General features: G+C 44.8%; 17 protein-coding genes. 5 read left to right on the top strand and 12 right to left on the bottom strand.

Annotated features, from left to right (window positions below; translation table 11 throughout):
- Positions 1–852, top strand: a complete 852-nt coding sequence (gene folD / locus ICE88_RS00435) for a bifunctional methylenetetrahydrofolate dehydrogenase/methenyltetrahydrofolate cyclohydrolase FolD (protein ID WP_216248352.1) — start codon at positions 1–3, stop codon at positions 850–852.
- 65 nt (positions 853–917) lie between these two features.
- A complete protein-coding gene (locus ICE88_RS00440) occupies positions 918–3,014 on the top strand; it encodes a M3 family metallopeptidase (RefSeq protein WP_216248354.1) in 2,097 nt (698 codons plus the stop codon).
- On the opposite strand, the gene xth is transcribed toward ICE88_RS00440, so the two are convergent.
- From xth to hrpA, 10 genes are all read right to left on the bottom strand, one after another.
- A complete protein-coding gene (gene xth, locus ICE88_RS00445; protein ID WP_216251670.1) occupies positions 3,006–3,836 on the bottom strand; it encodes an exodeoxyribonuclease III in 831 nt (276 codons plus the stop codon). The two genes, ICE88_RS00440 and xth, sit on opposite strands and share 9 nt — an antisense overlap.
- Before the next feature lie 69 nt (positions 3,837–3,905).
- Positions 3,906–5,351: a nitrogen regulation protein NR(I) gene (ntrC, locus tag ICE88_RS00450; RefSeq protein WP_216248357.1), complete on the bottom strand. Its 1,446-nt coding sequence runs from the start codon at positions 5,349–5,351 to the stop codon at positions 3,906–3,908.
- 15 nt (positions 5,352–5,366) lie between these two features.
- On the bottom strand, positions 5,367–6,497 hold the full coding sequence (gene glnL, locus ICE88_RS00455; RefSeq protein WP_216248359.1) for a nitrogen regulation protein NR(II): 1,131 nt from the start codon (positions 6,495–6,497) through the stop codon (positions 5,367–5,369).
- A 30-nt stretch (positions 6,498–6,527) separates the two neighbouring features.
- Positions 6,528–7,946, bottom strand: a complete 1,419-nt coding sequence (gene glnA, locus ICE88_RS00460) for a type I glutamate--ammonia ligase (RefSeq protein WP_216248361.1) — start codon at positions 7,944–7,946, stop codon at positions 6,528–6,530.
- A 204-nt stretch (positions 7,947–8,150) separates the two neighbouring features.
- On the bottom strand, positions 8,151–8,975 hold the full coding sequence (locus ICE88_RS00465) for a molybdopterin-binding protein (protein ID WP_216248363.1): 825 nt from the start codon (positions 8,973–8,975) through the stop codon (positions 8,151–8,153).
- Complete coding sequence (locus ICE88_RS00470; protein ID WP_216248365.1) at positions 8,965–9,753, bottom strand: EI24 domain-containing protein; 789 nt, start codon at positions 9,751–9,753, stop codon at positions 8,965–8,967. The genes ICE88_RS00465 and ICE88_RS00470 overlap by 11 nt, the downstream gene beginning before the upstream one ends.
- Before the next feature lie 58 nt (positions 9,754–9,811).
- The gene (locus tag ICE88_RS00475; protein ID WP_216248366.1) at positions 9,812–10,780 is read right to left on the bottom strand and encodes a sterol desaturase family protein; all 969 of its coding nucleotides are present in this window, start codon (positions 10,778–10,780) and stop codon (positions 9,812–9,814) included.
- Positions 10,777–11,574, bottom strand: coding sequence for a polysaccharide deacetylase family protein (locus ICE88_RS00480; protein ID WP_216248367.1), 798 nt, complete (start codon positions 11,572–11,574; stop codon positions 10,777–10,779). Before ICE88_RS00480 ends, ICE88_RS00475 begins: the two co-directional genes overlap by 4 nt.
- A gap of 3 nt (positions 11,575–11,577) precedes the next feature.
- Positions 11,578–12,519, bottom strand: a complete 942-nt coding sequence (locus ICE88_RS00485; RefSeq protein WP_216251673.1) for a cytochrome D1 domain-containing protein — start codon at positions 12,517–12,519, stop codon at positions 11,578–11,580.
- Between the two features lie 100 nt (positions 12,520–12,619).
- A complete protein-coding gene (gene hrpA, locus ICE88_RS00490; RefSeq protein ID WP_216248368.1) occupies positions 12,620–16,546 on the bottom strand; it encodes an ATP-dependent RNA helicase HrpA in 3,927 nt (1,308 codons plus the stop codon).
- 13 nt (positions 16,547–16,559) lie between these two features.
- Between hrpA and argA the strand changes: the two genes are divergently transcribed.
- Positions 16,560–17,897: an amino-acid N-acetyltransferase gene (gene argA / locus ICE88_RS00495; protein WP_216248369.1), complete on the top strand. Its 1,338-nt coding sequence runs from the start codon at positions 16,560–16,562 to the stop codon at positions 17,895–17,897.
- Between the two features lie 32 nt (positions 17,898–17,929).
- Positions 17,930–18,202, top strand: coding sequence for an oxidative damage protection protein (locus ICE88_RS00500; RefSeq protein WP_215291712.1), 273 nt, complete (start codon positions 17,930–17,932; stop codon positions 18,200–18,202).
- Positions 18,203–18,271: 69 nt separating this feature from the next.
- Here the strand turns inward: ICE88_RS00500 and rpiA are convergent, their stop codons facing one another.
- Entirely contained in the window at positions 18,272–18,964 is a 693-nt protein-coding gene (gene rpiA / locus ICE88_RS00505; protein ID WP_216248370.1) for a ribose-5-phosphate isomerase RpiA, read from the bottom strand.
- Positions 18,965–19,034: 70 nt separating this feature from the next.
- On the opposite strand from rpiA, the gene tal reads away from it, so the two are divergent.
- A complete protein-coding gene (gene tal, locus ICE88_RS00510; protein ID WP_216248371.1) occupies positions 19,035–19,994 on the top strand; it encodes a transaldolase in 960 nt (319 codons plus the stop codon).
- Positions 19,995–20,005: 11 nt separating this feature from the next.
- Here the strand turns inward: tal and rlmB are convergent, their stop codons facing one another.
- Positions 20,006–20,737, bottom strand: coding sequence for a 23S rRNA (guanosine(2251)-2'-O)-methyltransferase RlmB (gene rlmB / locus ICE88_RS00515; protein WP_370624440.1), 732 nt, complete (start codon positions 20,735–20,737; stop codon positions 20,006–20,008).
- Positions 20,738–20,765: the final 28 nt, after the last annotated feature.

A 20,765-nucleotide genomic window follows, 5' to 3' on the forward strand; every position in this document is an offset into this window, starting at 1 on the left:
ATGCCTGCACAAATCATTGACGGCAACGCGCTTGCCAAGAAAATCAGATTAGAAATTGCTGCTAAAACAGCTATTTTGACGGCCAAAGGCGTTAAGCCTGGGTTAGCGGTTTTATTGGTGGGTGAGGATCCAGCCAGCCAGGTTTACGTTAGGAATAAAGTAAAAGCCTGTGAAGATGTTGGTATGTATTCCATATTGGAAAGACACCCTGCTGATTTGAGCGAAGCTGCACTTCTAAGCCGCATCAATGAATTAAATCAAGACAAGAATATTCATGGCATTTTGGTTCAGTTGCCATTGCCAAAACACATTGATAGTCACCGAGTCATCGAAGCCATTGCTCCTGAAAAAGATGTGGATGGCTTCCACGTTGCAAATGCTGGTGCATTGATGATTGGCGCGCCCCTATTCAGACCTTGCACACCTTATGGTTGCATGAAAATGCTAGAGAGCATTGACTACCCTATTAGAGGTGCAAGAGCTGTGGTGATTGGCGCCTCCAATATTGTTGGCAAACCAATGGCAATGTTGCTCTTGCAAGCTGGGGCAACCGTCACCATTTGTAATAGCAAGACCAAAGACTTAACGGCTCACACCAAAGAAGCAGATATCTTGGTGGTGGCCACAGGCAAACCAAAAATGATCACCGCCAACATGGTCAAAAGTGGCGCCGTGGTCATCGACGTAGGCATCAATCGCCTGCCAGATGGCAAGCTTTGTGGCGACGTAGACTTTGACGAAGTGAAGTATGTTGCGAGCGCAATCACCCCTGTTCCAGGCGGGGTTGGACCTATGACCATCACGATGCTTTTGCTGAACACGCTTGAGGCTGCCGAAAGAGTCAAAGCTTAAAGACCCTTTGGGCGTCAGCCTTTTTTAACCTGAACTTATTTCAATTTCAGGACATAATATTGGGTATGAATAATCCAATACTCAATCCCTTACTCGCCTTTGGTAAAAACCTTCCAGAGTACAGCTCAATCAAGGCTGTTGATATCAAACCAGCTATTGAGAAACTACTCTCTGAAGCCCAAAAAGCGGTTGATGTGTCTTTACAAACATCCACTCCTGCGACTTGGCTCGACTTAGTGGAGCCACTGGAAGATGCGACTGAAAATTTAGGGCGCGCTTGGGGTGTGATCAGTCATTTGAACAGTGTCGCTGACACCCCAGAGTTCAGAAAAGCGCATGCAGAAATGTTGCCAGAGGTCACTGCCTTTTGGACAAACCTTGGCCAAAATTTAGAGTTGTACAAAAAATATAAGGCCTTGAGCCAATCAGCTGAGTTCTCTTCACTCGATCGCGCTCAACGCAAGGTCATTGATAACTCGCTAAGAGATTTTCGTTTGGGTGGTGCCGAGTTATCAGATGAGCAAAAGATCCGCTTTGCTGAAATTCAAGATCAACAAGCACAGTTATCAAAAGAATTTTCTGATCATGTCCTGGATGCAACAGACCATTTTGTGCATGTGATCACTGATGAAAAGGATTTGGCTGGCCTACCTGAAGATGCGGTTGCTGCAGCCAAACAAACAGCCGAGTCCAAGGAGTTGACTGGTTGGGCGTTCACCCTGCACTTCCCATCATATTTTCCAGTCATGCAATTTTCTGAAAACAGAACGCTCAGAAAAAAACTTTACGAAGCCTACGTTACGAGAGCCTCAGAGTTATCTGAAAAGTTTGGTAGCGGCAAAGCAGAGTGGGACAACACGAACAATATGCTCACCCAACTTCGTCTAAAAGATGAAGAAGCCAAAATGCTCGGTTTTGCAAATTTTGCTGCTCTGAGTCTTGCTCCAAAAATGGCAAAAACAGTAGTAGAAGTTGACCAATTTTTAACTGACTTTGCCAAGAAAGCTCAAGCTCACGGTCAAAAAGATTGGGAAGAACTTCAGCTTTTCGCTAAAGATCATTTAGGTATATCAAACCTTGAGCCATGGGACATGGCATATGCCTCAGAAAAGCTCAAACAAGTCCGTTACGCTTTTTCTGAAAACGAAGTCAAACAATACTTCCCTTTGCCAAAGGTTCTTGATGGTTTATTTGCTCTTGTGCAAACCTTGTTTGGCGTAAAAATTGAAAAAGATTCCTTACCGGTTTGGCATGCAGATGTCCAATCATTCAAAGTCTTGAGTAAAACTGGAAAACTACTGGCTAATTTTTATCTAGACCCTTATGCAAGACCAGGCAAACGTGGTGGCGCATGGATGGATGATGCCAGAGGTCGAAGAAACCTTCCTGATGGCACAGTTCAAACACCGGTGGCTTATTTGGTGTGTAACTTCCCTGCTCCTGTGACAGTTAATGGTGTTACAAAACAACCCACCATCAGCCATGATGATGTGATCACCATGTTCCATGAGTGTGGCCACGGCTTGCATCACATGTTGACCCAAGTTGGATCTTTGGGTGTTTCAGGCATCAATGGCGTTGAATGGGATGCGGTTGAATTACCTAGTCAGTTCATGGAAAACTTTTGCTGGGAATGGGAAGTTTTAGAAAAGATGACGTCTCATGTAGAGACTGGCGAAACATTGCCAAAATCTCTCTATGAAAAAATGATTGCTGCAAAGAACTTCCAAAACGGCATGGGCACTTTAAGACAGTTGGTATTTTCTTTGACTGACTGGCGCCTTCACTCTAGTTTTGATGCTCATGCAGCCAAACCTGAAGATATCTTGCAACTGTCCAGACAAATCAATGATCAAGTTCATGTGATCAAGCAGTCTGATTTATCAAGATGGCCTAATACATTCAGCCATATATTTGCAGGCGGCTATTCAGCTGGCTACTACAGTTATAAATGGGCCGAAGTACTGTCTGCAGATGCATACGCGGCATTTGAAGAAGCAGCCAAGAAAACTGGCAGCATTTTGGATGAGGCCACAGGTGAACGCTATCGACAAGAAATTCTTGAAGTTGGCGGTAGTCGCTCCGCTGCTGAATCATTCAAAGCATTCAGGGGCCGAGAGCCAGAAATTGATGCTCTTTTAAGGCATGGTGGTTTAGCTTAAGGTCGTAATCACAGGAGCGTGATCAGATGGCTGCTCCCAAGCTCTGGGAGTTTTATCAATGGAGCTCGCGATGCAGTCATTTTTCAATGCTTCTGTTAAAAGAATGTGGTCAATGCGAACACCTGCGTTTCTTCTAAAGCCCATCATTCGATAGTCCCACCAACTAAAGCTTTTGGGTGCCTGCTCAAAAAGACGATAGCTATCGTAAAACCCCATTTCAATGAGGCCTGAGAAAGCATCTCTCTCATCTTGGGATACTAAATTTTGGCCTTCCCATGCTTTAGGATCATGGACGTCCTGATCCTCAGGAGCAATGTTGTAGTCACCCAATAATGCAATCCTTGAATGCTCTTCCATCTCTTCACTGAGCCAATCATGAAGTCCAGCCAACCAATCAAGCTTATAGGCGAACTTTTCAGTACCTGGTGCCTGGCCATTAGGGAAATAAGCCGAAATGATTCTGATCGGGGCTCTGCCATTAAAAGCCACTGTGGCCGCGAGTAAGCGCTGTTGCTCATCGGCAAATTTAGGATTATTTTTAACAGGCGATAAAAATGCAGTTTGCACATCTTGAGCTATTGCAGCCAAAGATGATTTTCGTAAAAGAATGGCCACACCGTTATAAGTTTTTTGTCCTGCCACCAAAGAGTAATAGCCGGCTGCTTCTAACTCTGCAAACGGAAACTTATCTTCTGTGAGTTTGAGTTCTTGAAGGCAGAGAGCATCTATGGGTGCTTTCATGGCATCTTGTGCAGCTAACCACTGTAAAAGATGAGGTAGACGAACTTTGATGGAATTGACATTCCAAGTAGCAAGACGAATAGCAGACATAAATAGGTTCAGTTCACAATAATCGTTCTATTATGAACGCTATCAAGTTGGTCGAATAATTTAGGTATCGATGCCAAGTTCTTGGAGTTTTCTGGTGATCGTATTTCTACCAATCCCTAAACGCTCTGCAGCCTCAACGCGACGACCCCGTGTAACTTCCAATGCTGCGGTTAAGACTGCTTTTTCAAATTTGGTCTCCAAGATATTGAAAACATCTCGGCCACCCTCTTGTAAAAGTTGCTTAGCCAATAAAGCGAGACCAGATTCCCAATCTCCAGGATTGGATGTTTTAATTTTGGCCAATATTTCAGTGGCAACACCTTCTGGCAAATCAGCCCCAATCTCAATCGCATCGGGCGGCAAATCTTGAGCACCAATCACCTGAGCTGGCGCCATCACAGTTAACCAGTGACATAAATTTTCTAGCTGTCTCACATTGCCAGGGAATGGTAATTGAGCAATTGCTTGTAAAGCATCATCTGATAAGCGCTTAGGCTCCATGCTCAAAGCCTTTGCAGAGGTCTGCATAAAGTGACGAGCTAACAAAGGAATGTCTTCCTTGCGCTCTCTTAAGGATGGCAAGCGCAAACGAATCACGTTCAAACGATGGAACAAGTCTTCTCTGAACAAACCTTCAGCAACACGTGATTCTAAGTTTTGATGAGTGGCAGCAATCACGCGCACATTTGATTTAAGAGAATCATGACCGCCCACTCTATAGAAATGTCCATCCGACAAGACACGCAGTAAACGTGTCTGCAAATCAAATGGCATGTCACCGATTTCATCTAAAAATAAGGTACCGCCTTCAGCTTGCTCAAAACGACCACGTCGCATGGTTTGAGCCCCTGTGAAGGCACCTCTTTCATGACCAAATAATTCAGACTCTAGTAAATCTTTGGGTATTGCTGCTGTATTTAATGCGATGAACGGGCCGCCTGCTCTTGGGCTGTGTTTATGCAAAGCCCTTGCTACCAACTCTTTACCAGTACCAGATTCACCTGTGATGAGGACTGTGACATTGGATTGAGATAAGCGTCCAATGACTCTGAAAACATCCTGCATTGCAGGAGCTTGACCAAGAATCTCAGTGGTTTCTTGCATGCGCACTGAGCCTTCTTGTGTTTGATTCTGCAATCTCAAACTCTCATCGACTGCACGACGGATTAATTCAACTGATTTAGCAATGTCGAATGGCTTGGTGATGTATTCAAATGCGCCACCTTGAAAAGATGAAACTGCCGAATCAAGATCAGAATACGCTGTCATGATGATCACAGGCACATGTGGGTGCTCTGCTTTGACCTGCTGCAGCAAATCAATACCATTGCCTCGCGGCATACGAATATCAGAAATTAAAACCTGTGGCTCTTCTTTGTTATCAAAAGCATCTAAAACATCTTGAGGATTGGTGAAGCTTCGATAAGGCATGTTCTCGCGTTGCAATGCTTTTTCCAACACCCAACGTATTGATTGATCATCATCCACAATCCAAACAGGCTTCATATCGACATCCGATTCTTATTGTTTCCCTTCCGTTTTTAAGCGGAAAGGTAATTGCATTTGAAAGTCAGTTGTTCCAGGCTTGCTGGTACAACCGATAAAACCATAATTCTGTTGCACATAGGTTTGCGCCAAAGTCAGACCCAAACCACTGCCACCCTCTTTACCTGAGACCAAAGGAAAGAAGATTTTGTCCTTGATTTCATCAGGTATGCCAGGTCCGTTATCAATTACATGCAAATCTAATGCCAGTTTGTAACGTTGCTTGCTAATAGTGACATTGCGTACCACCCTGGTGGTCAGTTCTATCTCAGCATCCCCCTGCTCGATCCTGGTTCTGAGGGCTTGAGCTGCGTTATGAACGACGTTCAACACGGCTTGAATCAATGCTTCTTTGTCACCCAAAAGATCAGGCAGACTGATGTCGTAATTTCTCTTGATTTTTAAACCGTTTGGAAATTCAGCAAGCACCAAGCTCCTGACTCGCTCAAGTACTTCATGAATATTGAGGAAGTCATCAATATGAGCCTTCCTGTGCGGAGCCAACAAGCGATCAACCAAACTTTGAAGTCGATCAGACTCTTTGATAATCACCTGCGTGTATTCATGCAGGGTCTTATCAGGCAATTCATATTCCAACAGTTGTGCTGCCCCCCTGATTCCACCCAAAGGATTTTTGATCTCATGAGCCAAGTTACGCATCAATGCTTTATTGGCCTCGACCTGCTGGACCAAACGATCATCGCGCTCACTGCGCAATTGCTGCTCCAAGGGAAACCATTCAATCAGGAGTAAATCAGGATGGTTGAGTGCCCCAACCACTACATGGGCATTGATGGGGTCATGATCGGCACGCGCCGGCCCTGAATTCAAGATCAAATCTTGGCGCTGGGACGCAACCTCTTCAGTCTTGATGGCCTCAAGCATTTGAAAAAGCTCTGGGTTATGCCCAAACAAATCATGCAAACTCATTCCTTCTAGCAATTTGCTAGAAAGATCAAGACTCACTTCTGCAACTGGGTTGGCATAAACCACCATCTGTTGGCTGTAATCAACAATCAGAATGGCGTTTGGAAACTCATCCCAAACGCTGTGAGGAGAAAAAAGGGCAGCTACTGCTGCCCCTTCTTTGCTTGGTTTGCGCAACATACCTGCGCTCTACCTTCTCTAGTCTCTCGATTAGAGTGAGTAGTACATATCGAACTCGACTGGGTGAGCAGCCATACGGAAGCGAGTAACTTCTTCCATCTTCAAGTCGATGTACGCATCTAACATTGAGTTTGTGAATACACCACCACGAGTCAAGAACTCACGGTCAGCATTCAATGCATCCAATGCCTGATCCAAGCTGTTACATACTGTTGGGATCTTTGCATCTTCTTCTGGTGGCAAGTCATACAAGTTCTTGTCAGCAGCTTCACCTGGATGAATCTTGTTCTGGATACCATCTAAACCAGCCATCATCAATGCTGAGAAGCACAAGTATGGGTTAGCCAATGGGTCTGGGAAACGAGTTTCGATACGACGACCTTTTGGATTTGCCACGTGTGGAATACGGATTGAAGCAGAACGGTTACGTGCTGAATAAGCCAACTTAACTGGAGCTTCGAAACCTGGAACCAAACGCTTGTATGAGTTTGTACCTGGATTAGTGATCGCGTTCAATGCACGTGCGTGCTTGATGATACCGCCGATGTAGTACAAAGCTAAGTCTGACAAGCCTGCATAGCCATTGCCAGCGAACAAGTTTTGACCATCTTTCCAGATAGACTGGTGAACGTGCATACCTGAACCGTTGTCACCAACGATTGGCTTAGGCATGAATGTCGCAGTTTTGCCATAAGCGTGAGCTACGTTTTGAATCACGTACTTTTGTAGGATTGTCCAGTCAGCACGTTGAACCAATGTGCTAAATCTTGTGCCAAGTTCGTTTTGACCTTGACCAGCCACTTCGTGGTGGTGAACTTCAACAGGAATACCAAGAGATTCCAAAATCAAACACATTTCAGAACGCATGTCTTGGAATGTATCAACAGGAGCTACTGGGAAGTAACCACCCTTTTTACCTGGACGGTGGCCTGTGTTGCCATGCTCAAAAGCTTTTGCTGATGACCAAGGAGCTTCTTCAGATTCAACTTTGAAGAAACAACCTTGCATGTCGTTGCCCCAAGTTACGCTGTCAAAAACGAAGAACTCTGGCTCTGGACCAAAGAAAGCTGTATCACCAATACCAGTGCTCTTTAAATAAGCTTCTGCGCGTTTAGCGATAGAACGTGGGTCACGGTCGTAGCCTTTGCCATCTGATGGCTCAATCACGTCACATGAAAGAACCAATGTTGGCTCTTCATAGAATGGGTCGATATAAGCTGTTACTGGATCTGGCATCAACAACATGTCTGATGCTTCAATACCTTTCCAACCAGCAATTGAAGAGCCGTCAAATGCATGACCACTCTCAAATTTATCTTCATCAAAGTGAGACACTGGCACTGAAACGTGCTGCTCTTTACCTTTGGTATCTGTAAAACGGAAGTCAACAAAAGTAACTTCTTTCTCTTTCGCAAGCTTCATTACATCAGCGACGGTCTTCGTTGTCATGCAAATCTCCTGTTGGTACGATCTCAAATCGGTCACATCCCCCTTCATGAAAGATGCAACCCGCTTATTACAAAACTATGCACAAAGCATGCCAAAAGACATGCCTCATTTACTTATCAGCATTTTAGGTCAATAAACCCTCTGCAGATTATTCAAATGCCCTTTTTTGGTGCATAAATGCACTAATTTCAGGCAAATACCCCATTAATCACCAGCTTGGGGCAATTCATGAATTTCGAAGCCTAATTTTAAAACACCTTCCTTCAGAAAGGGAAAAGCTTTCTCAACTTCAGACAAAGAGCCCTTGAGGCCTAGTTCAATATGACGCTTGGCAAAAACCCCGCCCTTGCGAGGGTCACCCACTGAAGGAAGGCTAAAGACTTTAACGCCACTGTGCGTGGCCTCAATTTGCTCCATCAAGGTGGTCAAGCTTGCCTCCATACCCAATGGAATGATGAAGCTCTTCTCAACAAAATCAGTTAAATGAAACAAATCTGCATAAAGTTCATCCAATACCCAGGCCATCATGGGCGCAGCCATGACTGGAAAGCCAGGCAAAAAATGATGCTCTTTAATCCTGAACCCAGGAATCAGATTGTATGAATTTGGAATGATTTCACTGCCGACGGGAAACTCACCCATCTTCATGCGCAAAACATTGTCTGGATTAGAAAGCTTGGCTTTCTCAGTATCGCCCTCAGCCATGGTGTTGATTCGCTGAGTGATCAATTCTTTAGCTTCAGGATGCAAAGCCAAAGGTACATTCAAAGCTGCTGCCGCGCACTGCCTGGTGTGATCGTCTGGAGTAGATCCAATACCGCCTGTACTAAAAACCACATCATCGGTTGCAAAACTCTTTTTCAATACTGCTGTGATTGCCTCACGGTCATCACCCACATATTCAACTTGATGAAGCGATAGCCCTCTTTCATTGAGGAGCTCAATCATTTTTGACATGTGCTTGTCTTGTCTCTTACCAGAGAGAATTTCATCGCCGACAACGATGAGCCGGAATTTTTTATGCGTCATTTAATACAACTCCATTAATCATTCGATATTCACGCAATGCATTCAATAAATAGTGAGCAAACCATAATGCCGAAAAAATAAAAACCAAAGAATAAATCCACAAAGCAAAGAAAGAAACAATCGGAAAAAATATATAGGCGATTGCAGATGTTGCCCAAAAGAATGTGGGCACAGCCCCTAACATTCCAGAAATAATACCCATACCCAACAGACGCCACCGGTGCTCAGCAATCAACGCGTCCCTCTCCTCGGCACTTGCATGCAAAGCGAGAACGTCATAGCTCATCAACCTCATGGTCAGCCAACCCCAAAGCAATGGAGGCAAGATTGCCACCATCGGTGGAATCCACCAAATGGGCAATGTGATCAATAACAAGAAAAAACAAATGAAGATCGATATCAATGCATAAACAATGCTTCCCCACACTCCCCCTGCATTGACTTGATGTAAAGATTGATAATGCGCCTGCTTTGAAAGATGCTTGATGACTGCAGGGATAGATGTAAAGGCAACAAAGACCAAAAGAGAAATTGTGATCAATGGAATTAAAACCATGACCAACAACAAGGGTGCCATCACGGCTCGGATTTCGTCCCAGCCGGTTGCTGACATCACATCAGCAATCCATGCAGTGAGAAATGAGGTGGTGATAAACACTCTGATGATTTCTAGGGTGGGCTCCCAAATAAAGAAAAATAAAATGCCCCACGCAATGCTGACAAACAAAAATGGACGCAAGCTTAACCAGAGCATCTTTGGATGCATTAAGCCAATCATTGATAAACCAAGAGCTCTGAGCACAAAAACCTTTATTTATTTATTTGCTGATGAATCATCAAAAAATCTTCTTGAGCTCTCGCCATGAATGCTTTAAGCCTTGCCATTGGTGAGTCACCAGATTTTCAGACACTTCTAAATTTCTAACGCCCGTTGGATGAATTTCTTTTGAAAAGATAGCTGTTTTGAACAACATGTCCCACCAAGGAAATAGAACTCCAAAATTACAGCCGCCTAAAACTCCAGGTTTACCAAGCGCCTCATGACCCAAGCCAATCGCATGGTGATAACGATGGAATTGCGGTGAAATTAATACATATTTGAACCAACCGTGATCAAACTTTAAATTGCCATGTTGCCAACTTTGAATCAACTGACTGGTGGCTACTAACCACAAGAACTGAATTGGTTCAACACCTATCAATAAAGCAATAAAAGCAAACACAGCTGAATGCATCAAATCGTCCATCACATGATTACGGTTATCACTCCAAACCGTCATGTTTTTCTGACTGTGATGCAAAGCGTGCAATTGCCACCACCAATTGAAACGATGTGATGCTCGGTGATAAACGTATTCAGCAAAATCTAAAATGATCAAATAGATAATGAAGCTGACCCAAGGAATCGATGTGATTTGTGGAATCCATGTCTCAACATTGAGTTGAATAAAGCGAAGATCATGTAACTGCGCATCAAACCAAAAAAATAAGCCCGAGAAAAGTAAAAACAAGGCCAATTTAAAAATACCTAGACGATGTACTAATGTGTACACAACATCTGACCAAACAGCTTTTGATGATTTTTGCTGATTAGCACCTTTGATTTCTGCAGGCCAAAAACTCTCAAGGGGGCGAAGCACCAAGGCAATCAATAGAACCTGAATAACCCCCAATAAAAACCAATCAAGTCCGCCGATAGCATCGTCGGCAAAACCCATACCACCCAGCGCATAGAGGATGGGCAAGACCAACTCTTGCATCAACCACTCTTGGATGCTGGCATACCAGGTAAATAAGGTGTTCATGGCCTCATTATTCTAGAAATTTGCCGGTGCTGCTGAATCCCTAGAATAGTGTCAAAGCAATAGCCTTTTTTCTTCAAGCCGACGATCAGAGGCTCTAAAACTACTGGGGCCCAGGGGTCCTTCCTGGACCATATCCCCAGATGAGCCATGGCAATATCTCCTGGTCTTAGAGACTTCAAGGCCTTATCTAAAAGATGTTGATTTGAGAATTTCTCAGAACTTAATTCATCACCCAAAAAACCAGCTTCTGACCACCCAACATGGGTATAACCACAACTATGGCCCATCTCAATGTAATTTGGCGATACTTTTCCGCCAGGAGCTCGCCAAATTTTATTCAATGGAGAACCCGTTATTTTTTGAAAACGATCATTCACCAACTGCAATTCACTGCATAAAGCGCTTTGACTGGTCGTGATGGTTTTACCTGCGTGAGGACCAAATTGAGGTCTTATCTTGGCAGAGTTATTTTCAGCATCTTTCACAAAATAAGTATGGTGGTAAGTGTGATTACCAAAAGCATGGCCATCTTTTTTCAATGATTTCCAAAACTCAGACCATGAGTCATCTAGAGAATAATCACCACGCTTGGTTTTTTCGTTGGCCAAAAAAAATGTGGCTTTAACATCATGTTTTTTTAATACCCCAGCGACATATTCAGCAACATCCATGTTGCCAGTGTCAAAAGTTAGATAAATAGGCTTTTCACAAGTCGATGCATGAGCACTGGTTGAAAATAACAAGACAAGCGCTATTTTTTTCAACTGAGTGCAATGACTGGTGATCAAGCTCAAGCCCTACTCCCAAGCAGCATTCGAGTGAAAGAAAATACCGTGAGGACTTTTCCCCACAGGAATCGTTGTGACCAGTTTGCGGCTGGCGATATCGATGATGCCAACTTTCTTGGCAAATCTAAATGTCACCCACAACTCTTTGCCATCCGCTGTGACATCCATACAGTCTGGGCCAGATGGCAAACCTTTGATGTCAGCAACCTTCTCCAACTTATCCATATCAATGATACTGATGGTTGAGTCAACACGGTTTGTTAAAAAGATATGGCGCTTATCGCCCAAAGGTCTAAAGTTGTGCGCACCTTTGCCAGTTTTAATTTCTTTGATAATCTTCTGCTGCTTCCAATCAACCACTTGCACTAAGTCAGAGCCAGTTAAACCAATCAACAGATGCTTGTCCCCCGGGGTCATCCAAACACCAGCCGGCATTTTTCCAATTGGCATTCTCCAAACTATTTCTTGAGTGGCCAAATCAATCGCGATCAGCTCATTTGAGTCTTGCAAGGTCACAAAGGTTAGTTTGCTGTCATTTGTAAATGCGATGTGACTTGGCGTCTTGGCTGCTTTAACAATTTTCACCAATTTCAATTCTTGGTTTTTGGCAGCGTAAATATCTACTCTGTCCAATCGGTTACCTGCGGCAACAAACCACTTCTTATTGGGTGAGTAGCCGATGTGATACGGATCCACAATGTTAGGCAGGCGTGATTGAATATCACCAGTCTTTGGATCTAAAAAAACCACATCATCACCAGCAGCATTTGCCACTAACACTGATTTTTGATCTGGAGTGATCATCAAATGATGAGGCTCTTTTCCAATCGGAAAGGTTTTATAGACGGCTCGTTTATCCATATCAATCAGACTAACGCTGGCCTCACCTGAGTTGAGGACAATCGCTGTGCGCTTGACAGATTCTGCAGCATGAACCGTTAGCCCAGGCATCAAGAATGCCAAAGCTAAAAAATAAGGAAGAATGGGTTTTAAATTGAATGATTTAGGCATTTTGGGATTTTAAGACCCAAAATACCAAAAGGAAAGAAGATTACTTCTTAAGACTGTCTAAGATTTTCTGTAGACGCTTTGAGGACATCGGAGTTGGAGTCTTGAGCTCTTGGGCATACAAAGCCACCCTCAACTCTTCTAACTGCCACCTGAAATCATTCAAACGTGGATCTATAGATGACCCATACGCCTTTTGTGCAGCAAGAAGCTTCATCCAAGGTTGTTGCAATGATTGCCATTGTTGTTGAAGCTGAGCATCTCTTGATGGATTGAGTCTGATCTTATCAATGCGCATCGAAGCTGCTTTGAGATAGCGTGGCAAATGAACCAAGTATTCATAAGGAGTTTGACTGACAAACCTAGGGTGAATCAATTGTTGAATTTGAGTTGATACATCGGAATGAGCATTCGCAGACAAAGCCTTTAACTGAGACATGCGTTTTTGTAAGTCAGCGTGAGCCTGAAGCGCGCTCAAAGCATGTCGGCCAATTTCTTGGGCAATCAAGGCCAACTTTGGTTTACCCAGATCAAGTCGTTGCTTAAACTCATCGGCATTTGTTGGTAAGGGCTCCATCAAACATGATCTCTCAATAGCCAAGTCAATCACTTGCGTGATCAAGTCTTCAGCATTGCCGATATTCATAAAGAGAAGTCCTAAATCTCTTGCGCCAGGCAACTGCTTATGCAGAGCCTTGATGGTCTCTCGCATGGGCAGCGCGAACAATCTTCTTAGTCCCTGGAGGTGCGCTTTTCTTGCAACCTCCGGGTCATCAAAAACCTCGATGTCACAATGCGTTTGCTGATCAAGCAATGCTGGGTAACCATACAAACTTTGTTTACCGCGTTTAATCTCCAACATTTCCGGAAGAACGCCAAAAGACCAATCCTTGATATTGTCTGTTTGAGACAATGCAGCTTGGGTACTTGATTTCTTTGTGCTTTGAACAGACGATGATGGGATTTCAGAACCAGCATTCTTTGATTCAGTCAGCAACTGATCAACAGCACTCGCAGCAACTTCTTGGAAGACCTCTCTGGCTGCCTGAGAATGCTCTGCCCTCAATTTAGCCAGGTTGCGCTCCAAGTCAATCTGACGCCCATACTCATCCACCAAGCGGAAGTTCATAAAACAATGCAGTGGTAAGTTCTCAGGTCTGAAATCAGCTCTCTGAACTTGAACTTGAGTTTGCTCACGAATATCAGCAATCAAGGCATCTAAATAATCACCATCACCAAAAGTATTTTTCTCTGAGGTGCGCTCAACAAATTTCTTGGCATAGTCCGGTAAAGGTACACAGTAACGACGCAATTTTTGCGGCAATGATTTGAGATAGAGTTGAGTTTTTTCTGTGGCCAAACCAGGAACCAGCCATTCACAACGACGTTGATCAATTTGATTGAGCAAAGTCAAAGGAATCACCATCGTCACACCATCTTTCGGACTGCCAGGTTCAAAGTGATAACTCAGCTGCAACTCAGTACCCGCCATTTTCAAGGTTTTGGGGTAACGATCCAAAGTCACCCCTGCAGCTTCATGCCTCATCAAATCTGATTTATCTAGTTTGAGAGATATACCATTCTTAGCGTCTTCTTTGAGCCATGCTTCAAGAGTCGCTTTGCAAAAAACAGTTTTAGGCAACTGCTGATCATAAAAGGCGAACAACAACTGATCATCTACCAAGACATCTTGACGACGAGAGCGGTGCTCGAGTGCTTCGATTTGTTTAATAAGGCTCAAGTTATGCCAAAAGAAAGCCCCAATAGCTCCGCCTTGCTTTTGCGCCTGAGCAGCTTCAGCCTGTCCAAATAAATCAGCTTCTACCAAAGCTCTTTGGATAAAGATGTGACGAGCCTCTAAGGGATCTTTTGGTGAGAAACGTATTTTTCTACCGTGATAGATGGGTAAGCCATAAAGCGTGCCGCGCTCATGTGCCATGACCTCACCTTGGCGAGCATCCCAAAATGGATCACTCCAAGATCTCTGAATGCGATGACTGGCAACTTTTTCTACCCACTGTGGCTCAATCTTCGCAATGGTTCTTGCAAAGAGTCGACTGGTCTCAACCAGTTCTGAAGCCAAGATCCATGCGCCTGCTTTTTTACCAATCGTTGATCCTGGCCAAATATTGAGTTTGATGCCGCGTGCACCTTCATAAATACCTGGACCATGTTTTTCATCGTCGGCTTTCTTAGCAATATTGCCAAGCAACCCCGTGAGCAAAGAGAGATGTATCTGTTCAAAGGTGGCAGGCGTTTGATTTTCTTTCCAACCCTGTTCAATCAATAAACGGTGTAACTGTCCATGGATGTCACGCCACTCACGCATTCTTCTTGGCGAGATGAAATGAGTCTTGCATAGATTTTCTAATTGTCGATTGCTTTGTTTGTTAACGAGTGCCTGCTGATACCAATCCCACAACTTAACAAATGATAAGAATTCAGATCTTTCGTCGGCAAAGACCTTATGAGCGGTGTCCGCTGCTTGGGCATACTCCATGGGACGATCCCTTGGATCTTGTGTAGCCATGGCCGTAGCAATGATCAAGACCTCTCTGAGCGCTTGATGCTCTTTTGCAGCCAAAAGCATACGACCCACTCTTGGATCTAAAGGCAAGGCGGCTAATTGCTTACCAATCGGTGTCAATGCACCCTGCCTTGGTCCATCAGACTCCATGGCACCCAACTCTTCTAATAGCTGAACACCATCGGCAATGGCTCGCCCCAAAGGAGCCTCAAGAAATGGAAACTCTTGGATTTTTGGAAGTTTTAAGGCGCGCATCCGAAGAATCACCGCAGCGAGTGAACTTCTTAGAATTTCAGGGTCGGTGAATTTTGGACGAGCATTGAAATCAGCCTCGTCGTACAAACGAACACAAATACCATCAGAAACACGACCGCATCGACCGGCCCGTTGATTGGCTGCCGCTTGAGAAATGGGCTCCACTTGGAGTTGCTCAACCTTGTTGCGATAAGAATAGCGCTTGACCCTTGCCAAGCCTGCATCAATCACAAAGCGAATCCCTGGCACGGTCAATGATGTTTCAGCGACGTTGGTGGCCAAGACAATCCGTCGGCCACCCTCACCTTGGAAAACTCTCTCTTGCTCAGCGACTGACTGTCTAGCGAATAAGCTCAGAACATCGGGGCGAAAGCGCTGGTTCAGGACGTGGTCTTTACGGATAGCTTCAGCGCAATCTCGGATTTCGCGTTCACCTGGAAGGAACACCAAAATATCGCCCGCAGAATGAGGGCCATCCCGCCACAGGTCCGAGATGGCATCTAACACCGCTTCTGGGATTTCTTTGGGGTCTTTTTTACCAGCCTCCAGCAATGGTCTGTAACGAAGTTCCACCGGGAACAAACGACCACTGACTTCAATCACGGGGGCTGGGCGCTCTTTTGAGCCGAAATGTTCAGCAAAACGCTGGGCATCAATCGTTGCCGAGGTAACAATCACCTTCAAGTCCGGACGCTTGGGCAATAGCTGTCTTAAATAGCCCAACAGAAAATCAATGTTCAAGCTGCGCTCATGAGCCTCGTCAATGATGATGGTGTCATAAGCCTTTAATAGCGGGTCTCGTTGAGTTTCAGCCAATAAAATGCCGTCCGTCATGAGTTTGACTGAGGCTGTGGCGGAGGTTTTGTCTGAAAAACGCACCTGGTAGCCCACATCTTCGCCAATAGGGCTTCCCAGCTCTTGAGCAATGCGTTTGGCTGTGGAAGTGGCTGCAATGCGCCGTGGCTGGGTATGCCCAATCAACTGACCAGTACCATTCGCCCGACCGCGCCCCATGGCCAAACAGATCTTTGGCAACTGCGTGGTCTTGCCAGAACCGGTTTCTCCGCACACAATGATTACCTGGTTCTGCTCTAAAGCATGAGTGATTTTCTCCCTCTGCCCATAGACAGGTAAGCTTTCGGGAAACTCAATTTTTAAAAGTTTGGTTATTTTTTCTGGTTGCACCATATAATTTTCCACTATGCCTACAAATCAAGTACAAAATAATTTTCCCTTCGTTGCGTGGCTACGTGATGTGGCTCCCTACATCCATAGTTTTCGCGGCAAAACCTTTGTTATCGGGTTTGCGGGTGAATTGGTTCAAAAAGGTGGATTAGAGGCCTTGATCCAGGATGTGGCCATGCTTCATGCCATGGGCATGAGAATTGTCTTGGTCCATGGTTCACGCCCTCAGGTACAAGAACAGCTTGATTTAAGAAAAGTTAGCAGCCGTTATGGCACAGGTGCCATGAGCGGATACAGGATCACCGATCCTGCGGCCCTTGAGTGCGCCAAAGAAGCTTCTGGCGAATTACGCCTAGACATTGAAGCTGCGTTTAGCCAGGGTTTACCCAATACTCCGATGGCCGGATCACGTATTTCTGTGATTTCCGGCAATTTCATCATTGCTAGACCAGTGGGCATTGTTGATGGCGTCGATTTCATGCACACAGGTTTAGTGCGCAAAGTGGATTCAGAATCCATTGCCCACTCATTAGCAAACAACAAAATTGTTTTGATGTCACCTCTCGGATTCTCTCCAACAGGTCAAGCCTTCAATATTGCCTACGAAGATGTGGCCACAGCCACTGCGATGGCAGTCAAAGCTGATAAGTTGATTTTCTTGACCGAATACAACGGCATCACCGATCTTGAAGGTGAACTGATCAAAGAGTTCTCATTGCGTCAGCTAGAAGATCACATCAGCGGTTTGACCTTGGCTGATGCAGATCTGAAGGTGCTATTACAAAACGCCATTCGTGCCATCAAATCTGGCGTGAGTCGTGTTCACCTATTGCCGCATGATCGTGATGGCGCTCTGCTCGAAGAATTATTCACGCATGACGGTATCAGCACCATGATTGCAGCATCTGATATCGAACATTTGCGTGAAGCCAATTTGGATGACGTCGGCGGTATTTTGCAATTGATTGAGCCGCTAGAAGACGAAGGTATTTTGGTGGCACGTGGTCGCGACACGATTGAACGCGACATCACTCACTTCTCAGTGATTGAGCATGACCGCGTTTTATTCGGTTGCGCTGCACTTTTCCCCTACTCGAATGGCTTGGGTGAGCTATCTTGCTTGGCCGTTGATCCTCAAGCTCAAGAATCAGGGGATGGAGAGAGATTGCTCAAACGCATCGAAGCCAGAGCCAAAGCGGCAGGACTAAAAAAACTATTCGTTTTGACGACGAGAACCGAGCACTGGTTCTTAAAACGTGGCTTTGTCAGAGCCAGCGTTGATGATCTCCCAGCAGAGCGTAAAGAACTCTACAACTGGGAACGCAAATCAATGGTCTTGATTAAAAACATTTGATACAAATAATTTATTAGTTAAAGAGGTAAAAGATGGCTCGCATGATTCATTGCATTAAGTTAAACAAAGAAGCTGAAGGTTTAGATTTCGCACCAATGCCAGGCGATTTAGGTAAGAAGTTATGGCAAGAGGTTTCTAAAGAAGCTTGGGCTGGTTGGCTGAAGCATCAAACCATGTTGATCAATGAGAATCGCCTCAATATGGCAGATACTCGTGCTCGTCAATATTTACTCAAGCAAGTTGAGAAATACTTTTATGGTGATGGTGCTGATGGTGTTCAAGGCTACGTGCCAGAGAACAAGTAAAGATTCCTCAAGAATCTATTTAGCAAAAAGGACGCCTCAGCGTCCTTTTTTTATTGAAGCGTTTAGACATTAATACGTCTGACGGCGCACCCCAGCAGCCTCACCAATTAAAAGAACATTGGCTTTTCTTCTGGCAAACAATCCATTACAAACAACGCCAGGTATCTGATTGATTTGAGACTCAAGGCCAACAGGGTCCTTGATTGATAAGCCGGCAACATCCAGAATCCACCCTTGGTTATCAGTGACATAAACTGAATCAGCTCCCTTCACTTTTCTGAGTGTTACCACACCACCTAATTTTTCTAACTCACGTGCCACTTGAGCACGAGCCATTGGAATAATTTCTACAGGCAAGGGAAACTTACCCATCACATCGACTTGCTTACTGCCATCACAAATACAAATGAATGATTGAGCCAGTTGAGCCACGATTTTTTCACGGGTCAAGGCGCCACCACCACCTTTGAGCATGTGGCCATGAGGATCAATCTCATCAGCACCATCAACGTACATCGGTAGACTTTGAACAGAATTACTATCCAAGACCTTAAAGCCATGCTTCTGCAAGCGCTCTGTACTCGCTTGTGAACTGGAGACAACTCCAGCAAAGTGACTCTGATGTGGCGCAATCGCATCAATAAACAAATTAGCCGTAGATCCCGTACCAACTCCTAAAATACCGCCTGGGGCCATATTTTTTAGGACTTCATCCTTGGCGGCTTCCGCTACCATTGCCTTGAGTTGATCTTGGGTATACATGTAAACCTGTTTATATGATTAATTAGAGTTAATTTACAGCATTATTCGAGAAGCATTCTAAAATAAGACCATGAGCACATTACTTGAACAATTAAAACAATATACGACCGTGGTTGCAGATACGGGTGACTTTGAGCGCATGCAAGCTTTTTTGCCTCAAGACGCCACCACCAACCCATCGCTGATTCTAAAAGCAGCCCAACTTCCAAGCTATCAATCTTTGATCGCCGATGTCAAAGCTAAAAACAAAGGCAAACCAGTTGATAAAGTGATCGATGCCCTACTGGTCGCTTTTGGTATTGAAATATTAAAAATCGTTCCGGGCCGCGTCTCCACTGAAGTGGACGCACGTTTGTCGTTTGATACAGCAGCTACGGTTAAAAAGGCCCGAGAAATCATCGCAGCCTATGAGGCCAATGGCATTTCTAAAAAACGAGTGCTCATCAAAATAGCCAGTACTTGGGAAGGTATACAAGCCGCAAAAACTCTTCAAGCCGAAGGTATCGCTTGCAATATGACCCTCTTGTTTAGCTTGATTCAGGCAGTGGCCTGCGCCGATGCAAAAGCTCAGCTAATTTCTCCCTTTGTTGGACGCATCACTGATTGGCACAAAAAGTCTTTAGGTGCGCAGTGGCAGGATGAAGTTCATGGGGGCGCCAATGATCCAGGCGTTGTGTCTGTGAAGAGTATCTACAACTACTACAAGAGCTTTGATATCCCGACTGAAGTCATGGGTGCAAGCTTCAGAAATATTGGTCAAATCACTCATTTAGCCGGTTGTGATTTATTGACCATCAGCCCAGAACTGCTCGCTGAATTACAAGCCAACTCTGCATCACTGACTCCTGCATTGACGCTTCAGGCTGCTAAAGAAGCTGCTAAAGCCCTGCAATTAAATGTCATCAAGGCTGATGAAGCATCATTCCGCTACCAATTGAATCAAGACGCCATGGCCACAGAAAAACTATCTGAAGGCATCCGTTTATTCTGCGCTGATATTGAAAAATTAGAAAAGGTACTCGCCAGTTAAGAGATTGGCTTTTAGGCTTTAAGCATTCTCTGTCGGCGAGCCTCATACAAAGCGACGCCGCTGGCAACAGAAACGTTCAAACTTTCTACGCCACCCATCATCGGTATTTTGACAAGGGCATCACAAGTTTCTCTGGTCAGTCTTCGCATGCCTTCACCTTCAGCACCCATCACCAAAGCCACTGGGCCTGTGAAATCCATGTCATAGAGCGTTTTTTCAGTCTGATCATCTGTTCCAATCAGCCATACGCCCGCCTCTTGAAGCTCGCGCATGGTTCTGGCCAAATTGGTCACAGCAATCAAAGGCATGGTCTCAGCAGCACCACTGGCCACTTTACTCACGGTAGCATTCAAATGTGCTGAGCGATCTTTAGGCACGATCACAGCATCAACACCTGCACCATCCGCCACTCGAAGACATGCTCCAAGATTATGAGGATCAGTCACGCCATCCAAAATCAATAAAAGTGCTGGGCCACTCAGAGCGTCCAATAGCTCATCCAAAGTTTGAACTTTAGAAATCGTGTCTGCAAAAGCCACCACACCTTGATGACGATCATTACCGGCCAGGGTTCTTAAACGTTCTGTATCAGCTTGGTGCAAGCGTCTTCCTAAAATCGGTTCAGCCGATTTAATGAAATCTTGCATCCTGCGATCACGTCTTGCAGGATCAACATAAACTGTTCTCAATGACTCAGGGTCTTGACGCAGTCTTGCTATCACGGCATGAAAACCTAAAATCATTTGCTTACCATCGCCACCTTGCTGCCTT

The sequence above is a fragment of the Polynucleobacter sp. AM-26B4 genome, assembly GCF_018882285.1.
Classification (GTDB): domain Bacteria; phylum Pseudomonadota; class Gammaproteobacteria; order Burkholderiales; family Burkholderiaceae; genus Polynucleobacter.